Genomic DNA, 13,302 nt, shown 5'->3' on the forward strand with positions numbered 1-13,302 from the left:
CAAAGCAAGGGGGGATTATTACTGATTAACATTTGAAAAATATTATTTATGATTGTACTAAGTCAGTAATCAATAAGACTTTTGATACTTTACCATATCAGCAAAAGTCAGAGAACATTGCTGGCATGAACTATCCTGCCACACTGCTGGAGTCTTAAATTTTGCCCCACAGTTTGGACATTTTGACAACAAGGTTAAATCGTGGCTCAGGCATCCTTGTATCACCTTCAACTGCCACTCAATTTTGTGATAAGGCGACTCAACATAACAAGCAGCACATAGCCGAACAGTTTCCCTTTTTATTTCCACTCCAGCAGGTGGCAACATCTGCTTTAACCTATCCACATCAACCCCTAAAACAACAGCTAATGCTTCTAACTGTTCAGGGGTAGGAGGAGGATTAAACCGAAATTTTTCCCAACGTGCGATCGCGCTCCCAAGTCCTGTTTCCTTACCTAACCTAGCAGGCGTTAACCCATTTGCTCGTCGAAAGCGTCCTAAAAAGTGACTAAGACTTTCTCCTTTTAATGGTTCTACTTGAAATAACCAAAGTTGAATTTCTACTACTTCCATTATTTGTATTCTTCTGTTACTTCCTGAAGTTTTGCCAAATCGATCTTTTGTAATTTTTTCTTCGATGCACTTATTGCTGCCTCTCTCAGAATCATATCAATTAAACAATATAATCCCCAGTTGCTTCACATACAATCTTTCCAGCGATGCTGAAGATTGTATGTGAAGCAACTGGTAACTGCAAAACCTTCTTTTCCCAAATTTCTACAGTTCGCTTCAGGTATTTCCCATGAAACTTGGACAGTAGCTTTCTGTCTCTCATCTCCGCTACTGTTCCCTTTGTCATTTGATACTTTGTAGCATAGTAAAAGATTATCTTTTGGGAGCGCCGTTGCTCGTATTGCTCTCTGTGACTTAGAGGAGCAGTCCTATGCCCAGCGATTTGCGCCATCTTGCCTTGATGGACTTCCTGCTAGAACACTTCGAGGAAATTCCCGAAGAATTTCTGAAAATACTCTGTTCTCTGACAGGACATAAGTAGGAATCGAAAGGTCAACCAATTGCAATGTCATCCTGACATTTTTTCACCAGCCACTCTCACAGTAGGGTGGCTTTAGTTTTGGGAATGTTCAAGCAACTTTTGTCTATTCTTCAACTGCAATTCACTAGCTAAATCATAGGTATGATCGGGAGGTTTTTGTGACCTACATTGAAAAGCTGAATCCTTGGTGTATAGTTCGCCATTTTCCTAACCCTCTTTTGTCACTCTAGGCAGAGGAAAAGTAGAAATCAGGGTGAATCAGGGATATAAAAATTGAACTGGTGAGGCTATAAATAATAGATTGAAGTTTAAAAAAACCCAAAGCTAATTGAGGAATAGGAAAAACCGTTAACCAGGGATATATCAGATTAAATAAAGTAAAAGGTTGAATAATCAAACGAAGATTGTTAAGAATGTTCTTCCAGCCATTTCCATTATCCCACCAAGGATGTGAAACAAATTTTGACTCTCGTTGTGATGGAGACTGAAACAGTTGCTCCGAATGCAGACTAACCATTAAATAAGCACTGCAAATAATTTCCCACCATCGCTCAATATCTGGGTAGTGAGTCAGGCGAAAATCTGACCAACCTAATTCATTCTTACTTTGTTTTAACCCGTACTCGACCCAAGTTCTTAAACCGTAAAAATTTCCAACTTCTCTTGGCGTAATGTCTGGATATTTACTCATCACATACCAAGTAGTGTTATCAGGCAAATTTTCTGGATCTGTAGTAATTTGCCAATATCTAAGTTCTCCACGTTTTCCCGGAATAATTTCTCTAATAAATCGATTTTCCCGACTCAAGTCAGAGAATACCCTTTGAAACTTCTGCCACTTTAAATATTGAATATGTTGTCGTGGAAGTATTTCTACATAATGATTTGACCGAATCGCTACTATATAGTTCAAGTTTAGTTCATCTAATACAGATATGAAATTCTTACCACTCTCTCCATATAAGCTATCTGCAAGTACTAAGTTGAATTTAAAACCCATTGATTGTAGCTTTTTTATCAGTATTGCTGCTATTTCTGGTTTAGTGCGGTACTTATCTCCTGCCTGTAATCTTTCCCTGGGTTTATACACTTCAAACAGTAATGGAAATGTCATCCCACAGAAAACACCATATACTGTCACTGCCACAATTCCATTATCTGTTTTTCCCAAATTTCCTATATACTGCCGTTTCACATAATCTGTCTTGCTCCCTTTCTTTTTATCCCCTGTCTCATCAATAATTAAAATGATTGGTCTACCTTTTAGCACTTGTAAAATTAACTCTAACCTTAAGGTTCTTAACTTTTCTATATCCCAAGGTGATGTAGTTAGAAAATGATGCAACCCTTGCTGGTTATCTAATCCTACGATTTTTGCTATTTCTGGCAATGTTTTACGTTTTAGATCAGAAATGCAGCCTACATGGAGATATTTAAAAGCCTCGAAACTCCTAACATCTGGAAACAGACTTTTATACCACTGGCAATATTCGTCCACAAATTTGACTGTTGGTGCGGCTGGACGGGGCTGTACCATGCTCTGTGTCTTGGTTCTAGCATTTTTACCTTATTATACTACTGCCAGAGTGACAAAACAGGGCTAATATGCAACACCAGATAGTTGCTCGTTTTCGCCGCCGGAGTGATGCGGAAGCTCATTCCCAAGCTCTACACCGACTGATACCAAATGCAACGCCTCACAATCATTTTCAATCCGGCAGTCGAGCAACTAGAGTAAATTACCCCATAATTTAGTCATTTTCGGGGTCAATTTAATTTTTAGCGAGCCTCTTTCAGAGGAGCTTTGCTAACGCATTTTAATCCAATGTTCTTTTCTCATCCAATATCGTTTCATCATAGAAACTATAAGCGATCGCATTCAGGATGCTCTGATTACTTACTTGCGCTCACTGAGGAATATCTACTGCCACGATCCTGGATTAGCCCTAACTAAATATCAATTCTCTTGTTCGTTGGAACATACAATATCCCCCTTTGCTACTTTTTTCTCCAGTAAAGTAAGGGGGGATTATTGGTGGCTAAACATTGCGGAAAATACTAAGGGATTATACAGGCTTACAATCACGGAAACTTGTGATACTTTGCTACTTAACTTATATAAATTTTACAAAATATAGCTTATACCAAGTATCAATCCAAAATGTCAAAAATTTCAACCTTCCTACATAGTTTATTGAACTGCTATCACATGTGACACTGTACAATTTTTTTAAGATTGCTACCTCAATATTCCTCAATCCATCTTTCCAAGCTTGTATAGCTAGCGCTTTAAAAATACGTTTCTATCCTTCAATGATACCTTTGACAAGTTTGGTTCACAATATCGAACATTGGTTCGCCTACTAAATTTAATGCTTTGTTAAGTTTTATACATATTTTTCCTAGTAGAAGGTTATAAGTGGCTCTGTTGCATCTACTCCCGAGTGTCCGAAACGATAAATATTGTTAAACCGAGGGTTAAGATGCATATTACCGTATATATAAGAGTAGAGGCATTGTGTACCTACCAGAATGACGGCAATATTTATTGGTTCACAAATAGATATAATATCAGTGAAAACTTTATTACTGTAGTGGACAGTATCATCAATAATTAACATTTCTACTCCACAATCTTTCAATAGGCAACGCGCTTTCTCTCGTAAAGCTGCTAAATGCAAGTCTGTACTTGCGCTATCTAAGAACCCAATAATTGCTAGGAAGATGTCTTTAGCACTAGCACAAAATGGTGGATCAATATAGACAATAGGTACAATAGGTGAGGTATCTATTAGGTGCTGAATTTTATTCTTATAAGCGTAAATTTGACAAGCTATAGACTTTCCTATTGAGGGTTCACCTATGATTAGATTATTATGACGTGATTGCCGTTGTACGTCTAACCATTCATATAATAGCCTTGATTGTCTATTAGAAAAAATGTAATTAATAAATAATAGCTTAAAATCTGATTGACTGTCAATTTGACAAGCTATAGACTTTCCTGTTAACGGTTCATCTATAGTTAGATTAATTTGACCTGATTGCTGTTGTACCTCTAAGCATTCATATATTTGCCTTAATTTTTTATTAGAAAAAATGTAATTAATAAATAATCGCTCAAAATCTGATTGATTATTCTTTTTATTTGATGAAATTTCAGACATTTTTATCTTATTTTTGATTATTACAAATCTAATATTTATCAAATTGCTCTATAACGAAGAGTATACAAATTTCTGGTATTTCACCATATCGGTAAACCTAAAAAAACACCTATGACACCAGGGATATACCCATAACGCCGGATGTTTAAACCTTGCCCCACAGTTTGGACATTCTGATAACAAAGTTAAATTGTGGCTCGCACATCTTTGTGTCACCTTCAACTGCCAATCAATCTTGTGACAAGGCGACTCAACATAACAAGCTGCACATAACCGAATCGGCTCCATTTTCATGCCCACACCAAGAGGTGGCAACATCTGCTTTAACCTATCGACATCAACCGCTACCACAACAGCTAATGCTGCCAACTGCTGAGGGGTAGGAGGCGGATTAAACCGAAATTTTTCCCAACGTGCGATCGCACCGCCAAGTCCTGCTGCTTTACCTAACCCAGTAGGCGTTAAATCATTTGCTCGTCGAAAACGCCCTAAAAAGTGACTCAAACTTTCTCCCTCTAAAGGTTCTATTTGAAACAGCCAAGGTTGAATCTCTGGAACTTCCATTATTTGTACTCTGCTGCTACTTCCTTTAGGGTTTCTAAGTCAATCTTTGGTAATCCTTTCTTTAAAGCCCGAATTGCTGATTCTCTCAAAATCATATCCAGCAAACCAATATAACCCCCTGTTGCCTCACCTAAAGTTTTGAGCATCGTCTTGTTGGAAAGATTAGAAGCAACTGGCAGTTTTAAAACTTGTTTTTCCCAAATCTCCACAGTTCGCTTAAAATCTTCCCCAGAAAACTTACCAAAACGATGACATGCACGAAAACGGTTATAAACTTGCTCATCTCGCTTGATTACAGCGTCTAATCTGTCCGTACCCACCAAAATCACCGCAATTTCCAACTTGTCAAAAATATCTCGCACTTCAGCAAAAGTTTTGGGTTTCAAGCGGTCAGCTTCATCAATGATTAGCATCTCAACCCCGCAACCCTTAAGAACCCGAAATGTACGTTCTCTAATCTCAGCTACAGTTCCCTTAGTCATTTGATACTTTAAATGCTTAAGAATCTCATTGAACAAATCCTTAGCACTACACTCGGAGGGTATGTCTTCGAGAAAAGCAATAGGTACTAATGGTGGTTTTCCTACTTCTTGCTTGGGTTTATGCCGAAGTCTGTAGGCATCACAACCCATTGTTTTACCAGTTCTGGACTCTCCTACAATACGACCAGACTGACGAGCTTGACGCTTTCCTTCTAGCCAGTCATTAAGAATTTTAACTTGCTCCAAGAGGATAAAAGTCTTCCGGTTCAATCTATCAATTTCTACTTGTAATTTTTCACCATTTACTGGAATATCACCTAATTGTTGTGCAACTGTTTGAGCTTGTTTTAAAGTCATTTTTTACCACCCGTAATCTTCACGCATTTGTTCGTAATCAAATACCTCTGGCATCTGGTATTCTGTCTCACCGTCAACAGATGCCACTTCAATTTCTTCCTCTGGTTGAACAGGCACAGGTTTTTTAGCCTTTTCAACTACAGCCTGTTCTGCTTTTTGACGTTCTTTTTTGGTTTTCTTTCGGGTAATGAATGTTTCGCGATCGCGCACTTCTGCCAACATTGCGTGATTGCTAATCATCTTTCCTGCTTGCCGAATCTTGCGACTACTAGCTTTAGCCTCATCCAGAGATAATTGCTCAGTCTCCAAATCCTGAGCAAATGCCCTTGCTAGAAACTCTTCTTTATTACCTTTCTGGCGGTACACCAACACAGTTGTAATATCTCTAGGGTCATAACGCAGTACAACAGTTTCACCTGAATAACCTGCCAAGTTTTCTCCCCGATATGTCAAATTTTCAAATTGTAGATATCCACCTCTATAAATGGAGCGTCGAGTTTGCTTCATCAGGCAGATACGTAATTCTTCTTCTGAAATTAGATTGGGAGAAGCAATTAACCCTGCTTCCCACCGTTGATAGCGTGTTTGATCGCCTAGACGCGCATCAGGACGTTGATTGTATTTATCCACGATGTAACGCACCAGCAAACGTTCTAACTCCCTTAAAGTCAGACAAGCTTCTTTCTCAGCTTGCTCAGGACGTTCTTGGACATTTGATCCTGTATATCCAGGCAAAGTGGAAAATAAGTCGGTGTTAAAAGTTCCAAAGGGACGCTCAACAATGCCACCTTCACTGGGGCGATCGCGTAAATGACAAACAAATCCTAATTCCACACCTATCTGTTGCAAATGGTTTGAGCGAAAATCTTTACCGCCATCAGTATAAAAATGTTCTGGTTTACCATAGGTTCCCCATTCTTCATGGAGTCCATATTCTGACCCATAATGCTTAGGCAATATTGCATGACGCAACGCTAATGCCACTATCTGAGAACTCGGAGCATCAAAGCCTAAGTTAATTCCTATGATGCAACGGGAGTAAGTATCTACAACTGTTGTCAGCCAAGGACGACCCAAAAGTTCACCATGCTGATCTACTAGTAATAGGTCTACACGGGTATGGTCACACTGCCAAACATGGTTGCTGTATTCTACTGATAAGTCTTTGCCATCGCGGGTTTTAACTGATAATCGAGAACCATGCCAACCTCGACTTCTCACACCTGCTTTTTGTTCTTGCTCCTCAATAATTGGCTGTAGAACTCTGTAGACAGTCCTATAACTGGGATACTTCTGTTGCCCCAATTCAGCAGCCCTTGCTTGTACTCTGATGGCAACTTGTTGGGGAGTAATTCGCTTACTACCTTTATTGCCTTCCTTATATGTCTTGATAATGAACTGTTGCCAATCAGAATCTATTCGATGTTTGCCTTTGTCAACCCGTGTTGTGGTTTGAAGTGCAGCTAAACCTTCCTCTTCCCATTTTTTGACCAGTCGCCTTACCGTCCGCACAGACTTGCCTAGTTTAGCTGCGACTTCCCTTTGTCTTTCTCCATAGGTGATGCGATCGCATGGTTCTAGCAATTTTTGAATCAGATCGAGCAAATGCCTATCATCTGCTGATAGTTCAGTCACTATCTCATTAATTTCTGGCTCTTGCTCACCATTTAGATGATCGTCCAGCATATTTACATATATGTTCAATACAAACGTAGTTGTATTGTACTATTTGAAGGACATTTATTTTGTCAATTTTGGTAAAAATATTGGTTGGGAGTATTTTTCAAGAGAGGACAAATATTGTGTCAAAATTCCAAGAGAGGACAGCTATTTTGGCAATAAGTCTCTAGTCGGCTATCTTGAGGTTAAAATAGTAAAACCCTTACTAAATAAGGGTTTTAAGCTGAATATTTTTAAGGACATTAATTTGTCAAGTGGTCATTTAATTTGGCAATCGACATTTGTAGATTGCCACATTATTTGTCCGCGTTGACAAATTAATGTCAAATACTTGTCGGTTAAGGAGAAAAAGGGTCAATACCTTGGGTTAAGCTCATTAGTGATTGATTTGTCACTGATTAAAAAAGCCAAATCAATTGGGAGATTCTCCCCCAAACCCCCGATTGGGTGACGGTTGCGTCCCCCAAACCCCCTCCAAAATTATTGTTCTGTTTTTTTGGTTGAGTAACTAGTACAACACGGCAAAAGTAAAAAGGGAGAATGACTATAGCACAAGCCTTGTCGCAATTACAGATGGTCTGTTTCTCTTACAAAGTTTGGCGGGACGGAAACCGACACCGCCAACTTTGCGCTATTTACGCCGACTTGTACTAGTTTTTTGGTTTTGTTAGCAATTAATTTTCTTAACTGAACTGTATTTGTATATGGGTAGGGGCAAGGCAGTGCCTTGCCCTTACAATTATCTGTACTGTAATTTTCTAGTTGTGTATCTTATTTAGTTGCAAAATGCTGTATATAAAAATCAGAAATTTCAGTAGAGAAAGAGCAGAGAAATAAAAATTTGGATAAAAAATCAAAGTTTTAACAAAGATTGCGAAAAATAGGTAGGCGCACAACAATTTTGTGCTCTCACGAATTATTTAATGTCGCGCGAACATAATTAAAGTGGCAAAAAATCCCAAATCTAAAATTGTTTATTAGACTTCTACCCTGCGAAAAGGCTGATAAAAATTCCGACACTTTTAGTTATGATAATTTCCAGTTACCCATTACCCATTACCCATTACCCCTTCCCCCTTCCCTTTAATCTGTGATTAATCCATCTAACAAAACAGCAATCATTTGATTAACAATAAAATCCTTTGGTGCAGCATTAGCAAATGTAGTAGCAAAAGGCAGACTTTCGATTACAGACAGAAAGAATCCTGCTAGTAATTGGGGACGTACATTGCGAATTTCACCTCGTTGTTGTGCTTGAACAAATATTTGACAAATCGGGTCAAAAATGCATTCAGATGAGCAAGCAGATAACCTGGCAGTATTTTCTTCATCTAACAAAGGCATATCTGTGTGTACCATGCTCAAAAAATGGATGGGAGGCTGAGAGATAAACCACGCACCTACTGCAGATAATTGCGATCGCAAATTATCTTCGTTTCCACTGATGGCTTGCTGTAAACCCAAGCGATGGCGTTCAAACATTCGCTCGGTGACGGCTACAAAAAGTTGCTCTTTGCTGGGAAAATGATAGTACAAAGAAGCCTGACGGATACCGACTGCCTGAGCAATATCCCTCATTGTGACTGTATTGTAGCCTCGGGTGTGAAATAGGTGTTCTGCTTCATCAAGAATGCGTTCTCTTCCACTGGATGAGACTTGTTTTGGAGAGTTGCGATCGTCTGGCACTCCCAAACCTACCTAACGTTTAGTAGTCAACTTTTAAATATTATATTACACTGTCATCTAAAGGATGAAGTGTGAAGTATGAAGGCTGAAGTCAAGAGTTTTCTCAAGCATCAATGCATTAAATATGATTTTGGCATTTATTCTGTGAAATAATTTGCTTTTTTTTGCATCCAAATCTCCCGATTGATCGTCTGTGGTAAAAATAGCCTGAACCTAGCAAACGTGAGGGGAAATTATTGACAAAAACAACATTAAGCCATATATAGCTATCCTGAATGCAAGATTCAGCTTTTGCATCAAGGTTTTTGCAAGTCAACACCCAAAACGAATATTTTTACAACCGAAATAGGATTGCTATAGTTTGTCTTTTCCTCACGAAATTAAGCTGCTGAGGATTAACACTGAAATGGGAAAAATACTCCATAAAAAAGGCTAGCTGATAGCCATGATTTCATGCCAGTAATTTATCATCAAGAGTTAATTCTGTAACCAAATGAGCCAATTATCGAATTTGCCAGAATCATCGCCTATTTCCCGCCGCACACTGCTCAAGTGGTTCGGTATTGGTGGTATCGCTGGAGTAACTGGATACTCTCGTTTCAGTAAGCCACAACCAACTGTTTTTCAAAGAGATACTCTGAAGTTACCAAGAATACTAAATCAACCAAAAAGTGTAGTAGTAATTGGGGGTGGATTAGCAGGTTTAGCCTGTGCATACGAATTGAGTCAAAGGGGATTTGTTGTGACACTTTTAGAAAAGTCCCCTCAACTTGGCGGCAAAATTGCTAGTTGGCAAATTGAAGCCGTTGGTGAAAAATTTATGATGGAGCATGGTTTTCATGGCTTTTTTCCCCAATACTATAACTTGAAAGGTTTAGTTACAGAATTAGGGATTAAAGATAATTTTCAATCATTAAACTTTTATGCAGTAGTTTACCGCGATCGCAAATATCAACCAGAGGTATTTCGCCCCAGTCGTTCAGCCTTTCCTTGGAATATTATAGATTTAGCGATCGCTTCTCCTAATCGCTTGCAATGGGGGATTAATTTAGTTAATTTTAAACACTTGCAAGTTTTTCAAGCCATTACAGGTTTTGAGCGCGAAAAGAATTATCAACGCTTCGATAATATATCTGTGGCGGAATGGGTAGAATCGGAATTCCCCCAAGGTTTATACGATTTATATTTTCTACCTTTTGCTAAATCGAGTTTGAATGCACCAGACATGATGAGTGTGGGAGAATTGATGCAATTCTTCCATTTTTATTTTTTTGGTAATCCAGAAGGGTTAGCTTTTAATGGTACTAAAGACGATATGGGAACTAGTTTAGTTCAACCTATCGCCAAGGCAATTTTAAATACAGGTGGTAAAATTATCACGGGCGCAAACGTCAGTGAAATTGCTGCTGTTGAAGGTAGAGTAGACTCTCTCAAATATTTTGTTGGCGGTAATAACAATAGCGTTCCTTTTTGGATAAAGAAGAACTCATCTGTAACTGATGAAAACATAGAATATTTTGGTGCGGCTGATGAAGTATTTGCTGCAAAAGTTGGGAGTAAAGAAGCGATTTCACTTACCTGTACCCATCAAGGTTGTACTGTCAAAAAAGCTGAGGATGGTAAATTCCATTGTCCTTGTCATGGTGCGGTGTTTGCGGCTGATGGTCAAGTTTTAAAAGGGCCAGCACAAAGAAATTTAGCTAAGTTTAAAATAGCCCAAAAGCGAGATACAGAATTACAACTGATAGCAGCCAATCAAGAATTATCTTCACCAGAGACAATTACAGCCGATTATTATGTCTTTGCTACTGATGTACCGGGAGTACAGCAACTATTTAAACGGATAAATGGGGATGTCGATAAAAACGTGCGATCGCAAGTTGCAAATTTAAGCATCGCCGATCCATTTGCAGTGTGTCGTTTTTGGTTTAATCGCGATTTTGAATGGGAACAAAGCAATTTTACTTCTCTATCTGGCTACCAGCTAACTGATAGCATTACTCTGTATCACCGCATTCAAGAACAATTTATTGACTGGGCACAACGTACAGGTGGTAGTGTAGTGGAATTACACGCCTACTGCTATAAAGAAAAGGAATTTCCTACTCAAGAAGCATTGTTAACCACTTTTGAGCAGGAACTATACGAAATTGTCCCGGAATTAAAGCAAGCAAAAATTCTGCATCGAGAATTAGTCAATCAGCATAACTTTTCTGGATATCCACCCAATAGTTACGCAGAACGTCCTGAAACTAGTACCAATGTTGCTAATTTGATTTTTGCTGGTGATTGGGTAAAAATGCCTTTCCCTTGTGGATTGATGGAACGGGCTGTGAGTAGCGGTTTATTAGCAGCCAATGAGATTTTATCCCGTGAGGGGTTACAGAGGCGATCGCTTTTATCTGTGAATCCAGAGGGTTTACTGCAAATTTAAGTGTGATTTGTAAAAATTTGCGGTGTCTAGATTCCCGACTTGTTTGAAAAGTCGGGAATCTAAATTTTGCAGTCATAATTTATGACTATATCTAAATAAAGTTCAGTTAAGAAAATTAATTGATCACAAAACCAAAAAACTAGTTACTCAACAAAAAAACCGAACAATAATTTTGGAGGGGGTTTGGGGGACGCAACCGTCACCCAATCGGGGGTTTGGGGGAGAATCCCCCAATTGATCTGGCTTTTTAATAAGTGACAAATCATATCTATTTAGCAGAATTTAACCCAATCACCCCAATAATTATCAACGCTATAGACATAAGCTTTATACTACTAGCAGATTCGCGAAAGAAAATAATACCAATCAATGCAATTAATGTAGTTCCTAAACCAGCCCAAAAAGCATAAGCAACACTCACATCAATTTTTTGCAGACATAAAGTCATACAAGTAAAACAAAGTCCATAGAATATAAAAATTGATACTGAAGGAACAATATTAGTAAATCCTTGGGACAACTTCATGCAAGTTGTACCTAAAACTTCAAAAATTACTGCTCCAATCAAATAAAACCAACTAATTGACATATTGATAATAAAGGCTGGGTGAGGCTGGATGATAAATAAGAGCCTTTTATTATCTCTACTAAAAAGATAAAAATCAATAAGTAAAAATATTGTTACTAATTATATAAAATCACCTATATCAATATACTTGTAACAATTAAATAGTGTAGCGTAATCATTGACTGCTGTAGGTATATTTTAAAAACTCAATAGAAATACTATATATTTGCCGTTTCTTTAACCAAGATATAATTATTTAGGTTGTGCTATTTATCTGAAGGTAGAGATAAATAAGTATGAAAATCTCTCGCGTTGTGATTAGTTTAGCAAGTGCGATCGCCTTTTTAACCGTGGCTGGTTACGGCTACGTGTTTATTTTAGGTGCGCCGCAATTAGATGCACCTAAAGCACAAGCAAATACAGGGTTGGAATTTCAGCTCAAAAGCTTTAAATCTCAAGCAATGGGACAAGTCCGCAACTATGGGCTAATTTTACCGCCTGACTATCGCCAAAATTCCCAAAAGCGCTATCCTGTCATCTTTTTATTACATGGCGGACATGATAACGAACGTGCTTTTGCAGATAAATATGCGCTGTTAGACGTACTACATGAACTTTATCAAAGTAAAAAATTAGCCCCATCAATTGTAATTACACCTGATGGTAATGACAATCGTGGTTCTAGTCCTTTATACGATCCAGATTATTTTGATGGCCCTAATGGCAAAATTAGTACTTTAATTGGTTCGGAATTAGTCAAACTTGTCAAGTCAAATTATCGTACCTTAGATAACCCACAATTTTGGGCAATGGGAGGTGTATCTTCTGGAGGATGGGGAGCATTTAACATCGGGTTACGCTATCTAAATAACTTCAATGTTCTATTTAGCCATTGTGGTTACTTTACAGATAATAGCGGCCCTCAAAATAGCCCCGAACAAATTGTGCAAAAATTAGCTATTCCTGATCAAAAGCGATTGCGGGTGTATCTTGATTCTGGACGTAGCGATGTGGAATTCTTAGCTTCCACTCAAGCTTTTCACAAGACTTTAGATAAATTAGGTGTTGCTAATGTATTCTATGCCTTTCCAGGCGGACATGGTGTATCTGGTGAAGATTTTGGCTGGAACTATTTTCACAAGCACCTAAAAGATTCACTTTCGTATGTAGGAAAACAGTTTGATCATGCAAAAGTTAAAAATGCTAAATAAAGAACTACCTTAATAAGCAATGATAGGATTCATATTTGAGTTTTAAACCAACCTAAATAAACTTTTATTTCTTCTTCCCGGTTTCCTGTTCTCCTACTA

11 protein-coding genes and 1 pseudogene are annotated in these 13,302 nt (G+C 38.2%); 4 read left to right on the forward strand and 8 right to left on the reverse strand.

Translation table 11 applies throughout. The features are described 5' to 3' along the window. Positions 1 to 69: 69 nt before the first annotated feature. Complete coding sequence (locus HG267_RS06985) at positions 70 to 573, reverse strand: TniQ family protein (RefSeq protein WP_045874439.1); 504 nt, start codon at positions 571 to 573, stop codon at positions 70 to 72. A 367-nt stretch (positions 574 to 940) separates the two neighbouring features. On the opposite strand from HG267_RS06985, the pseudogene HG267_RS06990 reads away from it, so the two are divergent. Continuing rightward, positions 941 to 1,054, forward strand: a pseudogene (locus tag HG267_RS06990) (helix-turn-helix domain-containing protein); the annotation flags it as partial. A 226-nt stretch (positions 1,055 to 1,280) separates the two neighbouring features. On the opposite strand, the gene HG267_RS06995 reads toward HG267_RS06990, so the two are convergent. Further along, positions 1,281 to 2,591: an IS701 family transposase gene (locus HG267_RS06995; RefSeq protein ID WP_096621593.1), complete on the reverse strand. Its 1,311-nt coding sequence runs from the start codon at positions 2,589 to 2,591 to the stop codon at positions 1,281 to 1,283. A gap of 68 nt (positions 2,592 to 2,659) precedes the next feature. Between HG267_RS06995 and HG267_RS07000 the strand changes: the two genes are divergently transcribed. Next, positions 2,660 to 2,809 (forward strand): hypothetical protein, encoded by a 150-nt coding sequence (locus tag HG267_RS07000; RefSeq protein ID WP_168161050.1) that lies wholly within the window; start codon positions 2,660 to 2,662, stop codon positions 2,807 to 2,809. Positions 2,810 to 3,456: 647 nt separating this feature from the next. Here HG267_RS07000 and HG267_RS07005 read toward each other — a convergent pair. The 5 genes from HG267_RS07005 to HG267_RS07025 form a co-directional block, all read right to left on the reverse strand. Continuing rightward, complete coding sequence (locus HG267_RS07005; protein WP_045874442.1) at positions 3,457 to 4,221, reverse strand: TniB family NTP-binding protein; 765 nt, start codon at positions 4,219 to 4,221, stop codon at positions 3,457 to 3,459. Positions 4,222 to 4,269: 48 nt separating this feature from the next. Then, entirely contained in the window at positions 4,270 to 4,785 is a 516-nt protein-coding gene (locus HG267_RS07010) for a TniQ family protein (RefSeq protein ID WP_045874443.1), read from the reverse strand. Next, positions 4,785 to 5,624, reverse strand: coding sequence for a TniB family NTP-binding protein (locus HG267_RS07015; protein ID WP_045874444.1), 840 nt, complete (start codon positions 5,622 to 5,624; stop codon positions 4,785 to 4,787). The genes HG267_RS07010 and HG267_RS07015 overlap by 1 nt, the downstream gene beginning before the upstream one ends. Positions 5,625 to 5,627: 3 nt before the next feature. Then, positions 5,628 to 7,310: a Mu transposase C-terminal domain-containing protein gene (locus tag HG267_RS07020; RefSeq protein WP_045874445.1), complete on the reverse strand. Its 1,683-nt coding sequence runs from the start codon at positions 7,308 to 7,310 to the stop codon at positions 5,628 to 5,630. Positions 7,311 to 8,387: 1,077 nt separating this feature from the next. Continuing rightward, positions 8,388 to 8,990, reverse strand: coding sequence for a TetR/AcrR family transcriptional regulator (locus HG267_RS07025; RefSeq protein ID WP_045871463.1), 603 nt, complete (start codon positions 8,988 to 8,990; stop codon positions 8,388 to 8,390). Positions 8,991 to 9,483: 493 nt separating this feature from the next. Here HG267_RS07025 and HG267_RS07030 point away from each other — a divergent pair, with 493 nt between their 5' ends. Next, positions 9,484 to 11,424, forward strand: coding sequence for an FAD-dependent oxidoreductase (locus HG267_RS07030; protein WP_045871462.1), 1,941 nt, complete (start codon positions 9,484 to 9,486; stop codon positions 11,422 to 11,424). Positions 11,425 to 11,692: 268 nt separating this feature from the next. Here HG267_RS07030 and HG267_RS07035 read toward each other — a convergent pair whose 3' ends face one another. Then, entirely contained in the window at positions 11,693 to 12,013 is a 321-nt protein-coding gene (locus tag HG267_RS07035; protein ID WP_045871461.1) for a DMT family transporter, read from the reverse strand. A 275-nt stretch (positions 12,014 to 12,288) separates the two neighbouring features. Between HG267_RS07035 and HG267_RS07040 the strand changes: the two genes are divergently transcribed. Further along, complete coding sequence (locus tag HG267_RS07040; protein ID WP_096622110.1) at positions 12,289 to 13,203, forward strand: alpha/beta hydrolase; 915 nt, start codon at positions 12,289 to 12,291, stop codon at positions 13,201 to 13,203. Positions 13,204 to 13,302: the final 99 nt, after the last annotated feature.

Source organism: Tolypothrix sp. PCC 7601 (assembly GCF_025677855.1).
Taxonomy (GTDB): Bacteria; Cyanobacteriota; Cyanobacteriia; order Cyanobacteriales; family Nostocaceae; genus Aulosira; species Aulosira diplosiphon.

Excerpts from the sequence above, each read along its gene's own strand:
- HG267_RS06985 (WP_045874439.1), bottom strand. The coding sequence starts at position 573 with ATGGAAGTAGTAGAAATTCAACTTTGGTTATTTCAAGTAGAACCATTA.
- HG267_RS06995 (WP_096621593.1), bottom strand. The coding sequence starts at position 2,591 with ATGGTACAGCCCCGTCCAGCCGCACCAACAGTCAAATTTGTGGACGAA.
- HG267_RS07000 (WP_168161050.1), top strand. The coding sequence starts at position 2,660 with ATGCAACACCAGATAGTTGCTCGTTTTCGCCGCCGGAGTGATGCGGAA.
- HG267_RS07005 (WP_045874442.1), bottom strand. The coding sequence starts at position 4,221 with ATGTCTGAAATTTCATCAAATAAAAAGAATAATCAATCAGATTTTGAG.
- HG267_RS07010 (WP_045874443.1), bottom strand. The coding sequence starts at position 4,785 with ATGGAAGTTCCAGAGATTCAACCTTGGCTGTTTCAAATAGAACCTTTA.
- HG267_RS07015 (WP_045874444.1), bottom strand. The coding sequence starts at position 5,624 with ATGACTTTAAAACAAGCTCAAACAGTTGCACAACAATTAGGTGATATT.
- HG267_RS07020 (WP_045874445.1), bottom strand. The coding sequence starts at position 7,310 with ATGCTGGACGATCATCTAAATGGTGAGCAAGAGCCAGAAATTAATGAG.
- HG267_RS07030 (WP_045871462.1), top strand. The coding sequence starts at position 9,484 with ATGAGCCAATTATCGAATTTGCCAGAATCATCGCCTATTTCCCGCCGC.
- HG267_RS07035 (WP_045871461.1), bottom strand. The coding sequence starts at position 12,013 with ATGTCAATTAGTTGGTTTTATTTGATTGGAGCAGTAATTTTTGAAGTT.
- HG267_RS07040 (WP_096622110.1), top strand. The coding sequence starts at position 12,289 with ATGAAAATCTCTCGCGTTGTGATTAGTTTAGCAAGTGCGATCGCCTTT.